Source organism: Sphaerisporangium rhizosphaerae (assembly GCF_042665155.1).
GTDB classification, from domain to species: domain Bacteria; phylum Actinomycetota; class Actinomycetes; order Streptosporangiales; family Streptosporangiaceae; genus Sphaerisporangium; species Sphaerisporangium rhizosphaerae.
Map to the genome: position 1 here is coordinate 274,270 of NZ_JBHTCG010000008.1, position 20,611 is coordinate 294,880.

The window sequence follows — 20,611 nt, forward strand, 5'->3', positions numbered from 1 at the left end:
ATCCGATATTCGCTTTCTGGGCCTCAACAGGAGGTAGCACCATCATGCGTGCCAAGACGACTGCGGTGGTGGCCGGGCTCATGCTCGCGGCCACCGCGTGCGGCGGTCAGTCCGGCGAGACCACGCCTTCCGCCAGCGCCGGCGGCAGCAGCGCCCCGGCCGCCAAGTCCCTCGCGGGGACGACGATCGAGATCGCGGCCAAGTGGACCGGCGACGAGCAGAAGTACTTCCAGAAGGTGCTCACCGCCTTCGAGGAGAAGACCGGCGCCAAGGTGACCTACGCCTCGACCGGTGAGGACACCGGCGCCTACCTCGGCCCGCGCATCCAGGGCGGCAACCCGCCCGACGTCGCGGTCCTGCCGCAGCCCGGTCTGGTGCAGCAGTACGCCGACCAGAAGGCCCTGAAGCCGCTGTCGACCGAGGTGCAGGCCCAGATCGACCAGAACTACACCCCGTACTGGAAGAGCCTCGGCTCGGCCGGCGGCCAGGTGTACGGCGTGCTGGTCAAGGCCGCACACAAGTCCATGATCTGGTACCGCGCCCCCGCCTTCGACGACGCCGGCGCCCAGCCCGCGACCACGTGGGACGAGCTGATCACCAAGACCGCCCAGACGCTGGCGGACTCCGGCACCGCCCCGTTCGCGCTGTGCGCCGCCTCCGGCTGGACGCTCACCGACCTGTTCGAGAACGTCTACCTCTCCACCGCGGGCCCGGACAACTACGACAAGCTGTCCAAGCACGAGATCCCGTGGACCGACGCCTCGGTGACCACCGCGCTGGAGAAGATGGCGCAGATCTTCGGCAAGAAGGAGTTCATGCTCGGCGGCTCCTCCGGCGCCCTGCAGACCGACTTCCCGACCTGCGCCACCCAGGTCTACGGCCAGAAGAAGGCCGCCATGGTGATCGAGGCCGACTTCGTCGCCTCCTCGGCCGTCCAGTCCGGCGCCAAGGTCGGCGAGGACGCCAAGATCATGCCGTTCCCGAAGGCCGGCGACACCGCCCCGGTGGTGCTCGGCGGCGACGTCGCGGTGGCGATGAAGGACTCCAAGGGCGCCATGGCGCTGCTGGAGTACCTCGCCTCCGCCGAGGGCGGCTCGATCTGGGCGAAGAACCCCGGCTACCTGTCCCCGAACCGCAACGTCTCGCCCGACAACTACCCTGACCCGCTGACCAAGCAGCTCGCGCAGACGATCATCTCGGCCGGCGAGGCCGTCCGGTACGACATGTCCGACCTGGCGCCGAGCGCCTTCGGCGGCACAGACGGCAAGGGCGAGTGGAAGGACCTGCAGGACTTCCTGCGCGACCCCAAGGACATCAAGGGCGCGCAGGAGAAGCTCGAGGCCGACGCCGCCAAGGCCTGGAAGAAGTAGGGACGCAGGCCGTGACCGAACGGTTGGACGGCCCGCAGACCCCGCGCGGCGACGACGAGGTCGTCGCCCGCGGGGCCTCCCCCGGACCAGAAGAGACCCCAGAAGAGACCCCAGAAGAGACCACGGAACCGACCACGGCGAACGACCTGACCGGCCCCGCCGCGCCGGCCGGGAAAGCGCATCCCACGCTCGAGGACGTGGCCTCCGGCGAGGACGGCACGACGAGCGCCGCGCCGCCGGAGCTCGCCACGGGCAGCGCCGCGCCCAAGGTGGCCTACGGCCGCTCGGGCAACCTCGGCCCCTCGCCCAAGGCGGCCGCGCTGTTCCTGCTCCCGGCGTTCGTCCTGCTCGGCGCCTGGGTGGTCTACCCGATCATCTACTCCATCATCCGCAGCCTGTACGACGCCAACGGCGGCACGTTCGTCGGCCTTTCGAACTACGGCGCCATCTTCAGCGACTCGGGCACCCTCACCACGATCAGGAACAACCTGATCTGGGTCGTGGTCGCCCCGAGCCTGGTCACCGTCCTCGGCCTCATCTTCGCGGTGCTGACCGAGCGGGTGCGCTGGGCGACCGCGTTCAAGCTGGTCGTGTTCATGCCCATGGCGGTGTCGCTGCTCGCCTCCGGCGTCATCTTCCGCCTGGTCTACGAGCAGGACCCCGACAAGGGCGTCGCCAACGCCATCATCACCTCGGTGCACGACGTGTTCGCCTCCAGCAGCGGCTACCCCGGCGCGCGTCCCCGGGAGAACGACCAGGCGCCGGTGGTGGCGGACAAGGGCGCGGTGCTCACCCGGCAGCCCGCCCAGGCGGGGCAGCAGGTCGTCATCCCGCTGGTGGGCATGAAGCCGGACGCCCTGCCCGCGGGCGCCGCCAAGGCCAAGCCCGCCGCCGCCGCGCCCGGAGAGCTGTCCGGCACGGTCTGGCTGGACTTCACCCCCGGCGGGGGGACGGTCAACCAGATCGACGGCAACGAGAAGGGCATGCCCGAGGTGACCGTCGAGGCGGTCTCGGGCGGCGCGGTCAAGGCCACCGCCACGACGGCGGCCGACGGCACCTTCCACTTCTCCGGGCTCCCCGCGGGCTCCTACCAGGTGCGACTGCCGCAGTCGAACTTCGCCCAGCCGTTCGGCGGGCTCACCTGGCTCGGCCCCGCACTGATCACTCCGGCCATCATCGGCGCGTTCATCTGGGTGTGGGCCGGGTTCGCCATGGTGCTGATCGCGGCGGGCCTGTCGGCCATCCCGCGTGACGCCCTGGAGGCGGCCCGCATCGACGGCGCGACCGAGTGGCAGGTGTTCCGCCGCATCACCATCCCGCTGCTGTCCCCGGTGCTGCTCGTCGTCCTGGTCACGATGATCATCAACACCCTGAAGGTCTTCGACCTGGTCTTCGTCATCGCCCCGGGATCGGTGCAGCCGAACGCCAACGTCATCGCGCTGGAGATGTGGCGGGTCTCCTTCGGCGGCGGCGGGAACCAGGGACTGGGCAGCGCGCTGGCGATCTTCCTGCTCGTGCTGGTCCTGCCATTCATGATCATCAATATCCGGCGGTTCCGGAGGGAGCAGGCATGACGACCCTCACCGCGTCCCAGCCTGGCACGACCAGCAACGCCGGCGCGCTCCGGCGCGGGATGCTCTCCCGGATCATCGACCGGGCCGGCGGCGGGCTGGTCCAGCTCGTCCTGATCGTGCTGGCCCTGTTCTGGCTGCTGCCCACGCTGGGCCTGCTGGTGGTGTCGCTGCGCGGCGACACCGACAACAACTCCAGCGGATGGTGGACCTTCTTCACCAAGCCCGCACAGCTCACCTTCGAGAACTACAGCAACCTGCTGGCGACCGGGTTCACCTCGTCGTTCTGGAACACCGTGGCGATCACGGTGCCCGCGACCATCCTGGTCATCGGGTTCGCCGCCATGGCGGGGTACGCGTTCGCCTGGATCGAGTTCCCCGGGCGCGACGCGCTGTTCATGGTGGTCATCGCCCTGCTGGTGGTGCCGATCCAGATCGCGCTGATCCCGATCGCCAAGATGTACGGGGCGGTGGGCATCTTCGGCTCCATCCCGGGCGTGGTGCTGTTCCACGTCGCGTTCGGGCTGCCGTTCGCCATCTTCCTGCTGCGCAACTTCTTCGTCGGCATCCCCAAGGAGCTGCTGGAGGCCGCGCGCATGGACGGCGCGGCGGAGTGGAAGATCTTCGCGACGGTGGTGTTCCCGCTGGCCAAGCCTGCGGTCGCCTCCCTCGGCATCTTCCAGTTCCTGTGGGTGTGGAACGACCTGCTCGTCGCGCTGGTCTTCGCCGACACCGACGCCCAGCCGATGACCAAGGCGCTGCAGTCGCAAATGCGGCAGTTCGGGACCAACGTCGACATCCTCGCGCCGGGCGCCTTCCTGTCGCTGATCATCCCGTTGGTGCTGTTCTTCTCCTTCCAGCGGTACTTCGTCCAGGGCCTGCTCGCCGGCTCGGTGAAGTGACCGCCCTCCGGGTGCCCGTCTCGCGGGGGCAGACGGGCACCCGGGCTCGCCGGTCGGCCGGGAAGGGCACTCGGGGGCGCCGCCACGCGGCTAAGATCCCGGCATGACCGCTCGTCCATTAACCGAAGTCGTCGAGTCCGGGTGGGCCTCCGCCCTGGAGCCGGTCGCCCAGCGCATCTCGACGCTCGGCGACTTCCTCCGCCAGGAGATCGCCGAGGGCCGGCAGTACCTCCCCGCCGGGCAGAACGTGCTCAGGGCCTTCCAGCAGCCCTTCGACCAGGTGCGCGTGCTCATCGTCGGACAGGATCCCTACCCGACGCCGGGCCATCCCGTCGGCCTGAGCTTCTCGGTGGCCCCGGACGTGCGCCCGATCCCGGGTAGCCTGGTCAACATCTTCAAGGAGTACACCGCCGACCTCGGCCACCCGCAGCCCTCCAACGGCGACCTCACGCCCTGGACCGAGCAGGGGGTGCTGCTGCTCAACAGGGTCCTCACCGTCGCCCCCGGCAAGCCCGCCTCCCACCGGGGCAAGGGCTGGGAGCAGGTCACCGAGCAGGCCATCCACGCCCTGGTCGCCCGCGGCACTCCGCTGGTCGCCATCCTGTGGGGCCGCGACGCCCGCTCGCTCAAGCCGATGCTCGGCCCGGTGCCGTGCGTGGAGTCCGCGCATCCGAGCCCGCTGTCGGCCCGCAACGGCTTCTTCGGCAGCCGGCCCTTCAGCCGCGCCAACCAGCTCCTGGAGCAGCAGGGCGCCACCCCCGTCGAGTGGAAGCTCCCCTGACGGCCACGCCTTCCCGCGATCCCGCCCCCTGACCGCCCCTGAACTCAGCGATCCCGCCACCTGACCGCCCCTGAACTCAGCGATCCCGCCACCTGACCGCCCCTGAACTCAGCGATCCCGCCACCTGACCGGCCCTGAACTCAGCGATCCCGCCCCTGACCGTCCTGCCCTCGGCCATCCGGCCGGGTGACCTCCGTCCCGCCTGCCACGGCGGGCGGGGGTTCGTCCGGGTCAGCCGCCGGCCGGGAGCCGGAGGGTGAAGACCGAGCCGGCGCCCGGCTCGCTCACGACGGTGGCCGAGCCGCCGTGCGCCTCGGCGAGCTTGCGGACGATGGCGAGGCCGAGCCCGCTGCCGCCGGTGCGCCGGTTGCGCGACCTGTCCGCGCGCCAGAACCGCTCGAACACCCGCGCGAGGTCCTCCGGCGCGATGCCGCACCCGGTGTCGGCGACCTCGATCACCACCTGCCCGTCCCCGCCGCGGGCGCGCAGGCCGACCGTTCCCCCGGCGGGGGTGTGCCGCACCGCGTTGGACACCAGGTTGCCGACCGCCTGGCGCAGCCGCACCGGGTCGGCGACCAGCGTGGGCTCGCCGTCCACCTCGGCCGACAGCGTGACGCCCGCCGCCCGCGCCGTCTCCCGGTGCATGGTGGCCACCTGCTCCAGCAGTTCGGCCGGCTCGACGGGCTCCTTGTGCAGCGTCAGCTCGCCGGCGTCCGCCTCGGCGAGGTCGCGCAGGTCGTCGATGACGTGCTGGAGCAGCAGGGCCTCCTCCAGCAGCGAGGACACCAGCGCCGCGTCGGGGTCGGCGATGCCGTCCTGGGTCGCCTCCAGCCAGCCGCGGATGTTGCTCAGCGGGGTGCGCAGCTCGTGGGCGACGTCGCTGACCATCGCCGTGCGCAGTTCCTCGAGCCGCTCGCGCCGCTCGGACATGGCGTTGAAGGCCGCCGCGAGCGCGCCGATCTCGTCCCCGCCGGTCACCGCGACGCGGGCGGTGACGTCCCCCTCCTCCATGCGCCGCGCCGCTCCGGTCAGCGCGCGCAGCGGCCGGACGAGCCGGACGCCGGCCAGCGCGGTCACGGTCACGGTGGTCAGCAGCACCAGCGCGGCGACCCCGGCGATGCGCGTCTGGTTGGCCGGGGACAGATCGAAGATCGTCGAGGCGTCCGCGCCGCGGCTGCTGACGAACAGCAGGGCGGTCGGCGCCACGTACGGCGCGAGCTGCTCGCGGCGGCTCGCGGCGATGCACCCGGGCACGTACTCGCCCGATACGGGGGCGGCGCCCGCCTTCGACGCGGCGCGCGCGACCGCCGCCACCCGCGCGGGAGGGATCCGCGGGGCGGGGCCGGGCAGCGGGGTCCAGGTGAAGTCCAGGCCCAGCCGCACCTCCGGCGCCCGGCGCCGGGCCAGGCAGGTGTTGACCAGCTTGGTGAGCCGGCCGAGCGCCGCGGCCTCGGTCGGAGTGGGCCTGTCCAGCGCCTGACTGGCGCACCGCGTGCCGAGGCCGAGTCCGGCGTCGTGGGTCTCGACGCGCGGGCGACCGCCCGGCCCGTACACGATCTCCGCGGGGGCGCCGAACACCGTGCGCAGACAGCTCACCCGCTGCTCGGCCGCGGCACGGAGCCGCCGCCGCTCCCCCGCGGGCAGCCGGAACGGCCCGACGACGCGCGGGTCGATGCGGCCCGACTCCGCGCCGGCGGCGAGCGCGGTGTCGGCGAGGGCGGTGTCGATGGCGAGCGGCTCGATGACGGCCGCCGGGCGGGCCGGCAGCGTGAGCGGGCCGCGGTCGGAGTCCAGGAGGGTCCTGCGGTCCTCGGTGGTCAGCGTGATCCGGCGTCCGATGCGCGCCGCCAGACGGGCCACGGTCGGCCTGGCGCCGTCCCAGGAGGTGTGGCCGGCCGCGTAACCGAGCAGCGCGTCGTACACCCGCGCGTCGTCGGCCAGCGCCTGCCCCTGCTCCTGCCTGATCGCGACGCTCGTGCTGCGGACGGTGAGCCAGGCGGTCGCCGCGATCGAGCACAGCGACACCAGCACCGAGACGGCCAGCAGCCGCACCAGCAGGCTCCGCCGCAACGGCACCTCACGCGCGGCCCGTCCCGCCTCCGGCGGCACCCGGCCGCCTCGCCGGATCACACGGGGCGCCTCAGGCATCGCCCGGTGACCGCCCGCCCACCGCGGCCAGCTTGTAGCCGACCCCGTAGACGGTGACCAGCCGCACGGGCGCGCGCGGGTTCGGCTCGATCTTCTTGCGCAGGTTCATGACGTGCACGTCGACCGTGCGGGAGGTGATGTAGCGGTCGAACCCGTGCAGGTGGCCGAGGATCTGCTGCCGGGTGAACACCCGGTCCGGCTGGGACGCCATCAGCTCCAGCAGCTGGAACTCCCCGGGAGTGCACTCGACGGGCGCGCCGTCCACGCGCACCTCGTGGCGGGCCGGGTCCACGCTGAGCCCGCCCGCGCGCAGCGGCGCGGCCGGCGAGGGCGCGGCGGCGGCCGCCGCCCGGGTGCGCCGCAGCAGCGTGCGGACCCGGGCCATCAGCTCGCGCGGGCTGTACGGCTTGGTCATGTAGTCGTCGGCGCCGAGATCCAGGCCGAGGAGCAGGTCGTCCTCGGTGGCGCGGGCGGTCAGCATCAGCACCGGCAGGTCGGACTCGGCGCGCAGCACGCGGCACACGTCGAGCCCGTCGACTCCTGGCATCATGACGTCCAGCACGAGCAGGTCGGGGGCACGGTCGCGGACGGCGTCCAGCGCGGCCCGGCCGTCGTGCACGGCGACGACCTCGTGGCCCTCGTGTTCGAGATAGCGGCGGACCAGCTCGGCCTGTTTGACGTCGTCCTCCGCGACCACGACATAAGCGCACATAATGGTGAGCGTAGGCGGCCCGGCGGCGAGGCTTCGCCCGCTTCCTCCCCAGGCGAGAGGGGATCACAGGACGGTGACCACTTCCTGACGGGTTCCTGACATTCGACCGCGGGCGGTGCCGGGACCAAGAACACCTGATCGTTTCCTGACAGGTTCCTCACATCCGCCGGGCATCTTCGTCCCCATGATTCTTCGCACAGCACCCGACCCATGCGGGCGAACGTCCCGGCTCCGCGGCTCCGGCCTCGCCGCCGCACTCGTCGCCGGCTCCTTCGCACTGGCCGCCTGCGGCACCGCGGCGGCCCAGGACTCCGGATCCCAGAACCCGGCTCCCGTCGCCGCGTCGTCGCCGGCGGGCGCGGCCGCGGCTGCGCCCGCCGTCGACGACGGGCGGACGGCGGCGGACGAGGGAAGTCCCCAGCTTCGGCTCGACAGCACCGAGGAGGAGGTGCACCGCTACCGGAAGGCGTACGCCGACTGCCTGAAGGAGCACGGTTCCGGCGAGTGGGCCGGCGAGAAGCCGACCCCGGCCGAGAAGTCCACCTACGAGGCCGCGCGCCGGGCGTGCGCGGACAAGGTACCGCTGCTGCCGCCCGAGATGGATCCGAAGAAGAACCCCCACTACGCCGATGCGGTCCGGCGTGAGGTGAAGTGCCTGCAGGGACACGGGTTCAAGGTGCACCTGATACCGCCGCAGGCCTCGGACCCGAACACGATCTCCTGGACCTACGACAGCCTTCCCGGGGACGACGTGGACATCGAGAAGATCCAGAACGAGTGCCGTGTGAAGGCCTACGGCGGCGGGGCGGCCATCACTCCTGGTCCGGCCTGACCCACCACGGCGCCCGGCCCCGTGACCCGACGGCCGGGCGCCGTATCTCGGCGCCGAATCCACCGCACCACATCCCGCCGACCCGGCGCCGATCACCACCACCCCATGGCCGGGGGAAGCGGCGGCATCCGGCCGAAAAAGGTGGGCGGGGCGGAGTGGGTGGGCGCCGGGACCCGGTAAGGGCGGCGCCCACCAGGGCGCGGGCCTCTTCCCGGACCTCGGCCAGGTGGGCGGGGCGCAGTGGCATGGCGGAAGGTGGGCGCCAGGACAAAAGAGCGGCGCGGCTCAGCCGGAGGAGCCGGTAAGGGCGGCGCCCACCAGGGCGCGGGCCTCTTCCCGGACCTCGGCCAGGTGGGCGGGGCGCAGTGGCATGGCGGAAGGTGGGCGCCAGGACAAAAGAGCGGCGCGGCTCAGCCGGAGGAGCCGGTAAGGGCGGCGCCGACCAGGGCGCGGGCCTCGTCCTGGACCTCGGCCAGGTGCTCGGGGCCCTTGAAGGACTCGGCGTAGATCTTGTAGACGTCCTCCGTCCCCGACGGGCGGGCGGCGAACCAGGCGTCGGCCGTCGCGACCTTGATCCCGCCGAGGGCGGCCCCGTTGCCGGGGGCCGCGGTCTGCACGGCGGTGACGGGGGCGCCGGCGAGCGTGTCCGCCGTGACGTCGCCGGCCGACAGCCGGGCCAGCACGGCCTTCTGCGCCCTGGTGGCGGGCGCGTCCACCCGCGCGTACGCCGGGTCGCCGAACCGGGCGGTCAGGTCGGCGTAGTGCTCGCTCGGGGACCGGCCGGTCACCGCGACGATCTCCGAGGCCAGCAGCGCCAGGATGATGCCGTCCTTGTCGGTGGTCCAGACCGAGCCGTCGCGCCGCAGGAAGGACGCGCCGGCGCTCTCCTCGCCGCCGAAGCCGAGCGAGCCGTCGAGCAGCCCGCCGACGAACCACTTGAAGCCGACCGGCACCTCGTACAGTTCACGGCCAAGGTCGGCCACCACGCGGTCGATCATGCCGCTGCTGACCATGGTCTTGCCGACCCGCGCGCCCGACGGCCATCCGGGACGGTGGGCCCACAGGTAGGAGATGGCGACGGCCAGGTAGTGGTTGGGGTTCATCAGCCCGCCGTCGGGGGTCACGATGCCGTGCCGGTCGGCGTCGGCGTCGTTGCCGGTCGACACCTGGAAGGCCGTCCGGCCGGCGATGAGCGAGGCCATCGCGTACGGCGACGAGCAGTCCATGCGGATCTTGCCGTCCCAGTCGAGCGTCATGAACCGCCAGGCCGGGTCGACCACGGGGTTGACCACGGTGAGGTCGAGCCCGTGCCTCTCGGCGATCTCGCCCCAGTACGCGACGCTGGCGCCGCCCAGCGGGTCGGCGCCGATGCGCACCGACGCGCCGCGGATCGCCTCGACGTCGATCACCGAGGGCAGGTCGTCGACGTACGCGCCGAGGAAGTCGTACCGCCCGGTGGTGTCGGCGGCCAGGGCCCGCGTGTAGGGGATCCTGCGGACCTCCTTCAGTCCGTCGGCGATCAGGGCGTTCGCCCGGTCCTGGATCCAGGAGGTGGCGTCGGTGTCGGCGGGGCCGCCGCTCGGCGGGTTGTACTTGTAGCCGCCGTCGGCGGGCGGGTTGTGGGACGGAGTGACCACCACGCCGTCGGCCAGGCCGGAGGTGCGGCCGCGGTTGTGGGTGAGGATGGCGTGCGACACCGCGGGCGTCGGGGTGTAGCCGTCCCGGTCGTCGATCAGGACGGTCACGCCGTTGGCGGCGAAGACCTCCAGGGCCGAGACCCGGGCGGGCTCGGAGAGCGCGTGGGTGTCGATGCCGAGGAAGAGCGGGCCGTCGGTGCCCTGTGCCGCGCGGTACTCGCAGATGGCCTGGCTGGTGGCCAGGATGTGCTCCTCGTTGAAGGCCGTGGCCAGTGAGGACCCGCGGTGACCCGAGGTGCCGAAGGAGACCCGCTGCTCCGCGCGGCCGGGGTCGGGGCGCAGGCTGTAGTACGCCGTCACGAGACGGGCCACGTCCACCAGGTCGGATGCCTGCGCCGGCTGCCCAGCGCGCTCGTGCACCATGAGAACTCCTCGTCTCACCGCTCTACGGTCAGGGGGGCACTACCCGCGAGAGATCCCGTTCATCCGGGAATCGCCGCTCATGGATGGCGCCTCGCGGCCGATGGTACTCAAGCGCCGCCCGGCGCCCCATCACCCGCCCGCGCCGCCGAGACGATCTTCATGGCCGCGTGGCCGGCCTCCTCGACGGCGGCGGGGATGTCGAGCACGGGATAGATCACATGGTGCACCGTCCGGGCGCGGTCCACGACCAGGATCAGGCGCTTGAGGCGGAGGGTCTGCCCGGCGCGGAAGGTCGGCAGCCGCAGGGCCGCGGCGAACTGCGCGTCCATGTCCGACAGCAGCGGGAAGGTCAGCCCCTCGGCCCGCGCGAAGGCCTCCTGCTCGTCGGGGCGCTGGGTGCTGACGCCGTGGACGGCGACGCCCTCGGCGGCGAAGGCCGGCTGGACGTCGCGGAACAGCCGGTTCTCCAGCGTGCAGCCGACCGCGCCCGGCAGCGAGCCCCAGTAGGGCGGCAGCGGCGCGGGAACGCCGGTCGCCGGATAGGCGAACAGCACCGTGGCCGCGGCGTCCGCCACCACGTCGAGCGGCGCAGGGGACGCCTGCGCGCCGGGCCCTTTCGCCGTCCCTTCCGAGGCCTGGCCGCCCGGCTTCCCGGACTCGCTCACCGGCGGCGGGAGGGTGGCAGGGAGAGCGAGCGGGTGGGGGACGCGGGAGCCGAGCAGGCCGTGGACGCGGCCGGCCTCGGCGCTGTCGGGGTCGGCGGTGCCGGTGAGGGCCCCGTCGGCGAGCAGCCAGCGGTCGGCCCAGTCCTGCATCGAGATGAGCACCGGCGCGAGCGCCCGACCGGTGCCGGTCAGGACGTACTCATGCCGCGCCGGGCCGCTCTGGTAGGGGCGCCGGTCGAGCACCTGGTGCTCGACGAGGTGCCGGAGCCGTTCGGTCAGCACCTTGCGCGAGATGCCGAGCTCGGCGAGCAGCTCCTCGAAGCGGTGGTGGCCCCGCGTCACCTCGCGGACGATCAGCAGGCTCCACCAGTCGCCGATCACCGCGGCGGCCTGCGCGATCGCGCACTGGAGATCGTGCCCGCGAGGTTCCCGTGCCATGCGGCCACTTTACGCCCTCAGCGGGTCTCTGATAGAAACTAATCAGTTTCTAAAGGAGACTTATATGCTCAGCCCCCCGGCACGCGTCCTCTGGGCGACCTTTCTCCGCACCTGGACGATCACCAGGCACGCCTATCCGTGGTCGTACTTCATCGGCACGCTCATGCTCGGCGTGTTCACCGTCGGCCTCGCCCACCTCGGCCTCACGGCCATCGGCGGCGGCCGGGTGGCCGGCGACTTCGCGGCCACGACCGGCTCGGCCGACTACCTCGGATACATCACCGTCGGCGCCGCGGCGTTCATGTTCACCACGCACGGCGTCCTGTGGGTGGCCAAGGCCCTCATCCAGGAGCAGCGCGAAGGGACGATGGGAGCGCTGCTGGTCGCGCCCGCGGCCCGCCTGCCCTACCTGCTCGGCTTCGCCGCGTTCGCCTTCACCGCCATCGTCCTGGAGGTGGCCGTCCTGCTCGCCTGCGCGCTGGCGCTCGGCGTGCGCCCGTCGGCGAGCGGCGCCGCGGGCGCCCTGACCGCGCTGCTCACCCTGGCCGTGGCGGTGTTCGGCATGTCCATGGTGCTGAGCGCCGCGATGATCGCCGCGGGCGAGGCGCACATCACGCAGAACACCGTGTTCTTCGCCATCGCCCTGCTTTCCGGCTTCACCTTCCCCCGCCAGGACCTGCCGGCGGCACTCCAGTGGCTCGGCGAGCCGGTGCCCACCACCGCGGCCATGGACGTCGTGCGCGGCGTCTTCACCACCGGAACGGGCGCGCCGCCCGGCCGGCTCGCCGTCGCCCTCGCCCTCGGCTGCGCCTACGGCGTCGCCGGACTGCTGTGGCTGCCGCGCGCCGAACGGCGCGCGATGGAGAGGAGCTACTGATCCATGATCGAGACCGAGGACCTGCGCAAGGAGTTCCGCGCCGGCCGCGCCGGCATCGTGCGCCGCCGCTCCGGCCGCGCCGTCACCACCGCGGTGGACGGGCTGACCCTGGCGATCCCGCCGGGCCGGGTGACCGGCCTGCTCGGGCTGAACGGCGCGGGCAAGACCACCACCATCAAGATCATCGCCACGCTGTTGCGGCAGACCTCCGGCACCGTGCGGGTGGACGGCCTGGACCCGCTCAGGGACCCGAACGCGGTGCGCCGCCGGATCAACCTCATCGCGGGCGGCGAGCGCATGGTCTACGCCCGGATGACCGGCCGGGAGAACCTGTGGTACTTCGGCCAGCTCTACGACGTGCCGCGCGGCGTGCTGCGTCCCCGCATCGACGAGCTGCTCGCCCTGGTCGGGCTGGACGCCGCCGCCGACACCGTGGTCGAACGCTATTCGCGCGGCATGGCCCAGCGGCTGTCCATCGCCCGCGGACTGATCAACGACCCCGCCTACCTGCTGCTGGACGAGCCGACCCTCGGCCTGGACGCGCCCATCGCCCGCGACCTGCGCCGCGTGGTCGCCCGGCTCGCCCGGGAGGGCAAGGGCGTGCTGCTCACCTCGCACTATCTGGCCGAGGTCGAGGAGCTGTGCCGGCACGTGTACGTCATCGGGGACGGCAGGCACCTGACGGAGGGCAGCCCCGCCGAGCTGACCGCGCGGACCGGCTGCCACCGCCGGGTGCGGGTCACCGTCGCCGGGCACTCCGCGCGGGTGGAGTCGGCCGTGGCCGCCTTCGCCGGGCGGCTCGGCGCCCGCGCCGACGTCGAGGTCGCCGAGAACGGCGACATGACCGTCTCGCTCAGCCATCCCGACGAGATCGCCGGCCCGCTGACCATGGCGATCGTGGACGCGGGCGGCACCCTGGCCGGGCTGGAGGTGGCCGAGCCCTCCCTGGAGGACGCCATCCTCACCCTCAACGACGAGGCCGGGCTGGTCACCGCATGAACGACCGCGAACCGCGCGAGAACCGGCGCGAACCGCGCGAGGAGCACCGCGGACCACGCGAGGAGCACCGCGGACCACGCGAGGAGCACCGCGGACCACGCGAGGAGCACCGCGGACCACGCGAGGCGCTGCCGCACTCCGCCCTGCGCCCGCACGAGGCCCTGCTGTACGGGCTGCGCCCGCCCGGCGACCCCGGACCCGCGCACGAGAGAGGCCACCCCGTGATCCGGGCGCCCCGCCGCCGGCAGAAGAGGATCACGGCGCACGAGCCCACGAGCCCCTCGGCGAAGACCCCCTCAGACGGGCACGCCACCCCCTCCAGGAGCACCACGGCCGACGGGCAGGCCGTCCATTCGGAGAGGATCTCCGCCGTGGCGGCGGCGCGGCACATGGGCAGGGTGTTCGCCGCCGAGGCGCTCAAGCAGCACCGCCGCGTCTTCGGCGGCAAGCTCGTGGTGTTCTCGATGCTGATCTGGCCGCTGATGCAGCTCGCGGCCACCTACTACACGGTGCGCCCGCTCGCGGCGACGCCCGGGATCGCCGAGCGCTGGCCGCTCGCCGCCGACCCCGGACGGCTGCTGGCGTTCCTGGCCACCGGCACGCTCGGGTTCGCCTTCTTCTTCTCCCTGGTGCAGTCGGCCTGGCACTTCTCCTTCGAACGGGTGACCGGCACGCTGGAGCTGCTGTTCCTGTCCCCCGCCAACCGCCTGGCCATCGTCGTCGCCAACGGCTTCGGCGCGCTGGTGCAGAACGTCTGGCTGTTCACCTGTTTCATGGTGGCGATGTTCACCGTGCTGGACGTGGTCCACGTCGCCCACCCGGCCATGTACGCCGTGGTCTTCCTCGCCCTGCTGGTGCCGGCCGTCGCCTGGGGCGCCTTCCTGAACTCCCTGCTCATCTTCTCCCGGGACTCGGCGTTCCTCTACACGCTGCTGGACGACCCGATGTGGTTCGCCGCCGGGGTACGCCTGCCGCTGTTCGCGCTGCCGGGATGGGTGCGGGCGGCCGGCTCGGTGCTCCCGCTCACCGGCAGCCTGGTCGTCGTGCGAGGCGCCCTGCTCGACGGGCGCACTCTGGCCGGCCTGGCGCCCGACCTGCTGGCGCTGGGCGCGCTCTCGGCGCTGCTGGTGCTGGCCGCCGTCGTGGCGCTGCGCCTTGGCGAGGCCACCGCCCGGCGCACCGGACGCCTCAAACTATTCTGATCGCGGCCAGAGCGATCGGCGCCGTCCACCCCCACCGGCACCCTGGCCGCCGGCTCCGCCCGACCACCCGCGACGCCCGGAGTGACCATGTACATCCCCCGGCATTTCGCCGCCCCCGGCCCCGCCGCCGTCGCCGAACTGCTCGGGCGCGCCGGAGCCTCGGACCTGATCACCATGACCCCCGGCGGCATGGTCGCCACCCTCGTGCCGTTCGTGTTCGACCCCTCCGCCGGGGAGCACGGGGCCCTGCTCGGGCACCTGGCCCGCAACAACGAGCAGTGGCGGCACGCCGGCGGCGGCACCGAGGCGCTGGTGATCGTCCGGGGGCCCGACGCCTACGTGTCCCCGTCGTGGTACGCCGCCAAGCGCGAGCACGGCCGGGTGGTGCCCACCTGGAACTACGTGACGGCCCACGTCTACGGCCGGCTGGTCGCCCACGACGACCCGGCCTGGACCGGGGCGCTGGTCAGGCGCCTGACCGACGAGCACGAGTCGCGGCGCCCGGCGCCGTGGTCGGTGGACGACGCCCCCGACGCCTACATCCAGGGGCAACTGCGGGCCATCGTCGGGGTCGAGGTCGTCATCACCCGCGTCGAGGCCAAGTGGAAGCTCAACCAGAACCGCGGCCGGGACGACGTCGAGGGCGTGGTCGCCGGCCTGCTCGACGGCTCGGAGTCCGACCGCGCGACGGCCGGGGCCATGCGCGAGGCGGCGCGCGAGGCGGAGACCATGCGCGAGGCGGAGGCCACCCGGGAGGCGGCGGCTCTGCGCGAGGCGGCGGCCCAGGACTGACCCCTGCCCGGCCGCCCCCGGCCGCCCCCGGCCGCGTCAGGCCGTGCCCTGCTCCAGGTGGCGCTCCAGGGAGGCGACCTTGGAGGTCATGGCGTCGCTCACCCCCTGGCGCACGTCCGCCTTGAGCACCAGGCTCACCCTCGGCGCGACCTCGGCGACGGCCTCGACGGCGCGCCTGACGACGTCCATCACCTCTTCCCACTCGCCCTCGACGGTGGTGAACATCGCGTCGGTGCTGTTGGGCAGGCCGCTCTCGCGGACGACGCGGACGGCCCGCGCCACCGGTTCGGCGACGCCCTCGCCCACGCCGAGGGGGGTCACCGAGAAGGCTACGATCATCTATCCATTGTCGAGGGCGACCAGCGGCGCCGGGTAGCCGGGTAGCGGCCTGGCCAGCTTCCACGGCTCGTGGACCGCCTCCACCGGCAGGCCGGCCAGCTCGGGGACGTACCGCCGGACGTACTCGCCGTCGGGGTCGAACTTCTTGGCCTGCCGGACGGGGTTGAGAACCCGGTTCGGCCGGGTGTCGTTCCCCGTGCCGGCCACCCACTGCCAGTTGCCCCAGTTGTCGGGGATGTCGGCGTCCAGGAGCAGGTCCGCGAAGTGCTCGCCGCCGATGCGCCAGTGGACCTTCAGCCGCCGGGTCAGATAGGAGCCGGTGATGAGCCGGGCGCGGTTGTGCATCCATCCCTCGGCCGCGAGCTGGCGCATTCCGGCGTCCACGATCGGCAGCCCGGTCCTGCCCTCGCGCCACGCCTGCGCGGCCTCCCCGTCGTCGTTCCAGTCGACCTGGCGCTCGCGGTAGTCGCGCCGTGGCAGGTCGGGGAAGGCGAGCGCGACCTGGTAGTAGAAGTCGCGCCAGCAGATCTGCCGCACGAAGGCGTCGCCGCCGTGCCGGCCCTCCGCGCGCGCGGCGACCTCCGACGGCGACACGCACCCGAAGCGCAGGTAGGGGCTCAGCATGGAGGTCCGCTCGCGCGGCAGGTCGTCGTGGCCCTCGGCGTACCCGGCCAGGCCGTGCGCCAGCCAGTGCTCCAGCCGCCCGCGCCCGGCCGTCTCGCCGCCCGGCAGCATGCCGTGCGGCGGGCCGGGAGGCGGCAGCTCCCCCGGCTCCACGCCCGGGGCCAGGCTCACCGCGTCCGGCGCCGGCAGGACGGGCCTGCGGGCGGCGCCCGACCAGGCCCGCCAGTACGGCGTGAACACGCGATAGTGGTCTCCGCCGGTGGGCTGGAGCGCGCCGGGCGGCACCACGGTGACGCCCGGGAACAGGCGCAGGAGCAGCCGGTGGGCGGCGCACGCCTCGGCCAGGCGGCGCTCGCGCCGGCGGGCGTAGGCGCTGACGTCGGCGGAGGTGAACACGGCCTCCGCCCCCAGCTCTGCGGCCAGCCGCATCGTCTCCTCCACCGGGTCGCCCCGGCGCACCACCAGGTCGCCACCGCGCTCGCGCAGCGACGCCCGCAGGTCCTGCAGCGCCTCGTTCAGGAACCTCTGGCGGCCGCGCGCCCGTATCGCCGGATCCTGCACGAACAGCGGCACCACCGACCGGGCCCGCGCGCAGGCCTCGGCCAGCGCCGGGTGGTCGTGCACACGAAGATCTCTGGTGAGCAGCACGATGACGGTCTCCACACCTGTGCCTTCGCGCGATCACCGCGGCCGGTTGCGTCCAGCGGCGCCGGTCGTTGCGAAGTACCAGGCGAGGAGGGCGCCCCGCTGCCCCGCCCGCGGCGGGCGGCGAGGCGGGCGGACGGATGGACGACGAGAGCGGCCGGCGGGGCACCGAGAGCGAGCCGCCGGAAGAGGCGTCACCGGGCTTCGGCATCGGCGCGGTCGCCCGGCGTCTGGGCGTGCCGGCGCCCACCCTGCGCACCTGGAACCTGCGCTACGGCATCGGCCCGAGCCACCGCAGCCCCGGCGGGCACCGCCGCTACGACGCCGCCGACCTGGTGCGCCTTGAGGAGATGAGCCGGCTGGTCAAGGCGGGCGTCCCCCCCGCCGAGGCCGCACGGTCGGCGCTGCGGCACCCTGGCACGGCCGCACCCCCCGAGGAGCGGGCCGCGCAGGCGCCGGGGCACCCCGGCTCGGTCGTACCGGCCCAGGAACGGGCCGCGCAGACGCCGCCGCGGGACACGGCGGTCCCGGGTGTGACCGCTCTGTCCCGCGCCGTGCTGAACCTTGACGACCACGCGGTCACCGCGTGCCTGCACGCCGCGCTGGATCGGCAGGGGGTCGTCTGGACCTGGGAGCGGCTGGTCCAGCCGGTGTTCGCGGCGATCACCCGGCGTCAGGAGAGATCGGGGGCCGGCATCGAGATCGAGCACCTGTTCTCCGAGCGGCTGCTGAGCGCGCTGATCCGGCGGTCCGCGCGGCCAGAGCGGCCGGTCCACCCCCGTCCCGTCCTGCTGGCCTGCGCGGAGGAGGAGCAGCACACTCTGCCGGTGCACGCGCTCGCCGCCGCGCTGACCACCGCCTACCGCCTGGAGACGCGCGTCCTCGGCGCCCGCACTCCCTACGCCGCGCTGGCCGAGGCGATGCGGCGCGTCGGGCCGCTGGCGGTGTTCGTCTGGTCGCAGGTCGGCACGACGGGCGACCCCGCGCCGCTGCGTTCTCTGCCGGCGCTGCGCCCGGCCAGCCGGATCTTCGTCGGCGGCCCCGGCTGGTGGGACGGCGGGCTGCCGCCGGGCGTCACCCGCGTCGCCTCGCTCCGCGAGGCGCAGGCGCGGATCCGCGCCGTCCTCGGCCCCTGACCTCCGCCATCCTCGGTCCCTGACCGCGCCGCCCTCGGCCCCTGACCGCGACACCTCTCCACCGCACCGGCTCCGGCTTTGCCCAGTCGTGGAACGCACATGCCCGCTCTTGGTTGTGCGGGCGACGACGGGCACATTGAATAAGTTATGAATAGGTTTTCGACCGTAAGGTGGGTTGTCATGGCGGGCACGCTCGGCGTACGGCTGGCGCGAGGCGAAGAGGCCGCGCTGGCGGAGTGCTACCGCGCCCATGCCGGGCTGGTCGCCTCCTACCTGCGCAAGTTCGTCCCCCCGCAGGACGTCGAGGACGTCCGGCAGGTGGTCTTCTCCGAGGTCTGGCGCTCGCGCCACCGGTACGACCCCGGCCGCAGCCTGGAGGCGTGGCTGCTCGGCATCGCCCGTAACCGCGCCATCGACCACCTGCGGGTCCGCACGCTCACGACCGTCCCCCTGGAGAGCGTGATCGAACCATCCGGCGGGGACGGCCGGGACATGGCCGACACGCTGGGCCGCCGCGACCAGGTGCGCAGGGCGCTCGCCGTGCTGCCCGGCCCGCAGCGCGAGGCGATCGAGCTGGCCTACTACGCCGACCTCACCCAGCGCGAGATCGCCGACCGGCTCGCCGTGCCCCTCGGCACCGTCAAGGCCCGCACGGCGCGCGGCCTGCGCCGCCTGTCGACGATCCTGTCCTCGGCCGCCGCCTGAACCGCCGGCCACCCCCTGACGAGCCGCCCGGCGCCGGGCGGGCTCCCCACGCCCGGCCGGGGCGGCACGTCCCGCCCGGTCAGGCGGGACGGACGACGGCGACGGTGTGCGGCGGCAGAGACAGGCCCTCGTCGGCGAAGCCCACCTTGGGGTCGGAGGCCAGCAGGACGGCGCCGCTCGCGACGGGGACCGTGACCGGGGCCTCCCCCAGGTTGGCCGCCACGCGGTGCGCGCCCCGGTGGACCACGATCCAGCGGCCCTCCTCGCTCACCTCCACCGCCACCCGGTCCAGCCGGGGATCGGCCAGGTCGGGACACGACCTGCGCAAGGCGATCAGGTCGCGGTACCAGGCCAGCAACTCGGCGTGCGCCGGCGACGACGGCTCGTCCCAGTCGAGCTTGGAGCGGTGGAAGGTGGCCTCGTCCTGCGGGTCGGGCGCCTTGGACCCCCAGTCGTCGTAGCCGTGCCCGAGGAACTCCCGCTCTCTGCGCTCGCTCTCACCCTGCGCCAGGTGCGGCTCGATGTGGTCGGTGAAGAACAGGAACGGCGTGCTCGCGCCCCACTCCTCGCCCATGAACAGCATCGGGGTGAACGGCGAGGTCAGCAGCAGGCCCGCGCCGACCTTGAGCGCCTCGGACGGCATCCGGTCGCCCATGGCCCGGTTGCCGATCTGGTCGTGGTTCTGCAGGCCGCACACGAACCGGTGCCCAGAGACGCGCAGGCGGTCCACGGACCGGCCGTGGGTGCGCCCGCGGAAGGTGGAGTAGGTGCCGTCGTGCAGGTAGGCCGAGGTGAGCACCTTGGCCAGCACGTCCATGGGCCCGAAGTCGCAGTAGTACCCGTGGCGCTCGCCGGTCAGCGCGGAGTGCAGGGCGTGGTGCACGTCGTCGTCCCAGACCGCGGCCAGGCCGTACCCGCCCGCCTCGCGCGGGGTGACCAGGCGGGGGTCGTTCATGTCGGATTCGGCGATCAGCGTCAACGGCCGTCCGAGCGCGGCCGACAGCGCGTCCACCTCGGTCGCGAGCTCCTCCAGGAAGTGCACGGCCCGCTTGTCGTGGAAGGCGTGCACGGCGTCCAGGCGCAGGCCGTCCATGTGGTAGTCGCGCAGCCACTGCACCGCGTTGCCGATGAAGTACCGGCGCACCTCGTCCGACCACGCGCCGTCCAGGTTCACCGCCTGCCCCCAGAAGGAGGAGGCCGACTCGTGGAGGTAGGGGCCGAACTGGGCGAGGAAGTTGCCCGAGGGGCCGAGATGGTTGTAGACCACGTCCAGCAGCACGCCGATGCCCGCCTGGTGACAGGCGTCCACCAGGCGCTTGAGACCGTCCGGCCCGCCGTACTCCTCGTGCACGGCGTACAGGTCCACCCCGTCGTAGCCCCAGTTGTGGCGCCCGGGAACGGGCGGGACGGGCAGCAGTTCGACGAAGTCGACGCCGAGCGCCACCAGGTGGTCCAGCCTGCCGATCGCCGCGTCGAAGGTGCCCTCGCGGGTGAAGGTGCCGACGTGCAGCTCGTAGATCACCGAACCGGGAAGCTGGCGCCCCCGCCACGCCCGGTCGCCCCAGGCGTACCGGTCGTGCTCGTAGACGCGGCTCGGCCCGAAGACGCCGTACGGCTGGCGCCGGGTGCGCGGATCGGGGAACGCCTCGCCGCCGTCGACGCTGAAGGCGTAGTCGGTGCCGTGGCCCGCGCCCGGCACCTCCGCCGACCACCATCCGCCCTCGCCGCGGACCATCGGATGCCGTTCGGACCTGTCGATCTCCACCTCGACGCGACCGGCCGTGGGCGCCCAGACCTCGAACATGTTCCTCCC

18 protein-coding genes are annotated in these 20,611 nt (G+C 73.2%); 11 read left to right on the forward strand and 7 right to left on the reverse strand.

Translation table 11 applies throughout. From position 1 onward, the window contains the following. The first annotated feature begins 44 nt into the window (after positions 1 to 44). The 4 genes from ACFQSB_RS15095 (at position 45) to ACFQSB_RS15110 (ending at position 4,624) form a co-directional block, all read left to right on the forward strand. Positions 45 to 1,370 carry an ABC transporter substrate-binding protein gene (locus ACFQSB_RS15095; protein ID WP_354916398.1) on the forward strand — a complete coding sequence of 442 codons (1,326 nt, stop codon included), beginning with the start codon at positions 45 to 47 and terminating at the stop codon, positions 1,368 to 1,370. Positions 1,371 to 1,567: 197 nt separating this feature from the next. Further along, positions 1,568 to 2,944: a carbohydrate ABC transporter permease gene (locus tag ACFQSB_RS15100; RefSeq protein WP_380827137.1), complete on the forward strand. Its 1,377-nt coding sequence runs from the start codon at positions 1,568 to 1,570 to the stop codon at positions 2,942 to 2,944. Then, positions 2,941 to 3,843: a carbohydrate ABC transporter permease gene (locus tag ACFQSB_RS15105; protein WP_354841710.1), complete on the forward strand. Its 903-nt coding sequence runs from the start codon at positions 2,941 to 2,943 to the stop codon at positions 3,841 to 3,843. The genes ACFQSB_RS15100 and ACFQSB_RS15105 overlap by 4 nt, the downstream gene beginning before the upstream one ends. A gap of 103 nt (positions 3,844 to 3,946) precedes the next feature. Then, complete coding sequence (locus ACFQSB_RS15110) at positions 3,947 to 4,624, forward strand: uracil-DNA glycosylase (protein ID WP_354841707.1); 678 nt, start codon at positions 3,947 to 3,949, stop codon at positions 4,622 to 4,624. A gap of 231 nt (positions 4,625 to 4,855) precedes the next feature. Here ACFQSB_RS15110 and ACFQSB_RS15115 read toward each other — a convergent pair whose 3' ends face one another. Both ACFQSB_RS15115 and ACFQSB_RS15120 read right to left on the reverse strand, forming a co-directional pair. Next, a complete protein-coding gene (locus tag ACFQSB_RS15115; RefSeq protein ID WP_380827040.1) occupies positions 4,856 to 6,754 on the reverse strand; it encodes a HAMP domain-containing sensor histidine kinase in 1,899 nt (632 codons plus the stop codon). Positions 6,755 to 6,764: 10 nt separating this feature from the next. Beyond that, positions 6,765 to 7,484, reverse strand: a complete 720-nt coding sequence (locus ACFQSB_RS15120; RefSeq protein ID WP_380827041.1) for a response regulator transcription factor — start codon at positions 7,482 to 7,484, stop codon at positions 6,765 to 6,767. Positions 7,485 to 7,668: 184 nt separating this feature from the next. Here ACFQSB_RS15120 and ACFQSB_RS15125 point away from each other — a divergent pair, with 184 nt between their 5' ends. Continuing rightward, the gene (locus ACFQSB_RS15125; protein WP_380827044.1) at positions 7,669 to 8,316 is read left to right on the forward strand and encodes a hypothetical protein; all 648 of its coding nucleotides are present in this window, start codon (positions 7,669 to 7,671) and stop codon (positions 8,314 to 8,316) included. A 410-nt stretch (positions 8,317 to 8,726) separates the two neighbouring features. Here the strand turns inward: ACFQSB_RS15125 and pgm are convergent, their stop codons facing one another. Together pgm and ACFQSB_RS15135 are read right to left on the reverse strand one after the other, a co-directional pair. Then, positions 8,727 to 10,376, reverse strand: a complete 1,650-nt coding sequence (pgm, locus tag ACFQSB_RS15130) for a phosphoglucomutase (alpha-D-glucose-1,6-bisphosphate-dependent) (protein WP_380827045.1) — start codon at positions 10,374 to 10,376, stop codon at positions 8,727 to 8,729. Between the two features lie 107 nt (positions 10,377 to 10,483). Next, positions 10,484 to 11,479 carry a winged helix-turn-helix transcriptional regulator gene (locus ACFQSB_RS15135; protein ID WP_380827046.1) on the reverse strand — a complete coding sequence of 332 codons (996 nt, stop codon included), beginning with the start codon at positions 11,477 to 11,479 and terminating at the stop codon, positions 10,484 to 10,486. A 64-nt stretch (positions 11,480 to 11,543) separates the two neighbouring features. Between ACFQSB_RS15135 and ACFQSB_RS15140 the strand changes: the two genes are divergently transcribed. The 4 genes from ACFQSB_RS15140 (at position 11,544) to ACFQSB_RS15155 (ending at position 15,349) form a co-directional block, all read left to right on the forward strand. After that, entirely contained in the window at positions 11,544 to 12,356 is an 813-nt protein-coding gene (locus ACFQSB_RS15140; RefSeq protein WP_380827048.1) for an ABC transporter permease, read from the forward strand. Between the two features lie 3 nt (positions 12,357 to 12,359). Next, positions 12,360 to 13,355 (forward strand): ABC transporter ATP-binding protein, encoded by a 996-nt coding sequence (locus ACFQSB_RS15145; protein WP_354841689.1) that lies wholly within the window; start codon positions 12,360 to 12,362, stop codon positions 13,353 to 13,355. After that, positions 13,352 to 14,557, forward strand: a complete 1,206-nt coding sequence (locus tag ACFQSB_RS40480; RefSeq protein ID WP_459117333.1) for an ABC transporter permease — start codon at positions 13,352 to 13,354, stop codon at positions 14,555 to 14,557. Before ACFQSB_RS15145 ends, ACFQSB_RS40480 begins: the two co-directional genes overlap by 4 nt. An 87-nt stretch (positions 14,558 to 14,644) precedes the next feature. Continuing rightward, complete coding sequence (locus ACFQSB_RS15155) at positions 14,645 to 15,349, forward strand: FMN-binding negative transcriptional regulator (protein ID WP_380827050.1); 705 nt, start codon at positions 14,645 to 14,647, stop codon at positions 15,347 to 15,349. A gap of 36 nt (positions 15,350 to 15,385) precedes the next feature. Here ACFQSB_RS15155 and ACFQSB_RS15160 read toward each other — a convergent pair whose 3' ends face one another. Both ACFQSB_RS15160 and ACFQSB_RS15165 read right to left on the reverse strand, forming a co-directional pair. After that, positions 15,386 to 15,688 (reverse strand): MTH1187 family thiamine-binding protein, encoded by a 303-nt coding sequence (locus tag ACFQSB_RS15160; RefSeq protein ID WP_354841681.1) that lies wholly within the window; start codon positions 15,686 to 15,688, stop codon positions 15,386 to 15,388. Continuing rightward, positions 15,689 to 16,975: a cryptochrome/photolyase family protein gene (locus ACFQSB_RS15165; protein ID WP_380827052.1), complete on the reverse strand. Its 1,287-nt coding sequence runs from the start codon at positions 16,973 to 16,975 to the stop codon at positions 15,689 to 15,691. It lies immediately after the preceding gene. Positions 16,976 to 17,097: 122 nt separating this feature from the next. Between ACFQSB_RS15165 and ACFQSB_RS15170 the strand changes: the two genes are divergently transcribed. Then, entirely contained in the window at positions 17,098 to 18,093 is a 996-nt protein-coding gene (locus ACFQSB_RS15170; RefSeq protein WP_380827053.1) for a MerR family transcriptional regulator, read from the forward strand. A 180-nt stretch (positions 18,094 to 18,273) separates the two neighbouring features. After that, a complete protein-coding gene (locus ACFQSB_RS15175) occupies positions 18,274 to 18,798 on the forward strand; it encodes an RNA polymerase sigma factor (RefSeq protein WP_380827055.1) in 525 nt (174 codons plus the stop codon). A 79-nt stretch (positions 18,799 to 18,877) separates the two neighbouring features. On the opposite strand, the gene treZ is transcribed toward ACFQSB_RS15175, so the two are convergent. After that, positions 18,878 to 20,602: a malto-oligosyltrehalose trehalohydrolase gene (gene treZ / locus ACFQSB_RS15180; protein WP_380827057.1), complete on the reverse strand. Its 1,725-nt coding sequence runs from the start codon at positions 20,600 to 20,602 to the stop codon at positions 18,878 to 18,880. Between the last annotated feature and the right edge of the window lie 9 nt (positions 20,603 to 20,611).

Coding starts and splice junctions, on each gene's coding strand:
- ACFQSB_RS15110 (WP_354841707.1), top strand. CDS start 3,947: ATGACCGCTCGTCCATTAACCGAAGTCGTCGAGTCCGGGTGGGCCTCC.
- treZ (WP_380827057.1), bottom strand. CDS start 20,602: ATGTTCGAGGTCTGGGCGCCCACGGCCGGTCGCGTCGAGGTGGAGATC.
- ACFQSB_RS40480 (WP_459117333.1), top strand. CDS start 13,352: ATGAACGACCGCGAACCGCGCGAGAACCGGCGCGAACCGCGCGAGGAG.
- ACFQSB_RS15105 (WP_354841710.1), top strand. CDS start 2,941: ATGACGACCCTCACCGCGTCCCAGCCTGGCACGACCAGCAACGCCGGC.
- ACFQSB_RS15135 (WP_380827046.1), bottom strand. CDS start 11,479: ATGGCACGGGAACCTCGCGGGCACGATCTCCAGTGCGCGATCGCGCAG.
- ACFQSB_RS15140 (WP_380827048.1), top strand. CDS start 11,544: ATGCTCAGCCCCCCGGCACGCGTCCTCTGGGCGACCTTTCTCCGCACC.
- ACFQSB_RS15145 (WP_354841689.1), top strand. CDS start 12,360: ATGATCGAGACCGAGGACCTGCGCAAGGAGTTCCGCGCCGGCCGCGCC.
- ACFQSB_RS15155 (WP_380827050.1), top strand. CDS start 14,645: ATGTACATCCCCCGGCATTTCGCCGCCCCCGGCCCCGCCGCCGTCGCC.
- ACFQSB_RS15120 (WP_380827041.1), bottom strand. CDS start 7,484: ATGTGCGCTTATGTCGTGGTCGCGGAGGACGACGTCAAACAGGCCGAG.
- ACFQSB_RS15125 (WP_380827044.1), top strand. CDS start 7,669: ATGATTCTTCGCACAGCACCCGACCCATGCGGGCGAACGTCCCGGCTC.
- ACFQSB_RS15170 (WP_380827053.1), top strand. CDS start 17,098: ATGGACGACGAGAGCGGCCGGCGGGGCACCGAGAGCGAGCCGCCGGAA.
- ACFQSB_RS15175 (WP_380827055.1), top strand. CDS start 18,274: ATGGCGGGCACGCTCGGCGTACGGCTGGCGCGAGGCGAAGAGGCCGCG.
- ACFQSB_RS15095 (WP_354916398.1), top strand. CDS start 45: ATGCGTGCCAAGACGACTGCGGTGGTGGCCGGGCTCATGCTCGCGGCC.
- ACFQSB_RS15160 (WP_354841681.1), bottom strand. CDS start 15,688: ATGATCGTAGCCTTCTCGGTGACCCCCCTCGGCGTGGGCGAGGGCGTC.
- pgm (WP_380827045.1), bottom strand. CDS start 10,376: ATGGTGCACGAGCGCGCTGGGCAGCCGGCGCAGGCATCCGACCTGGTG.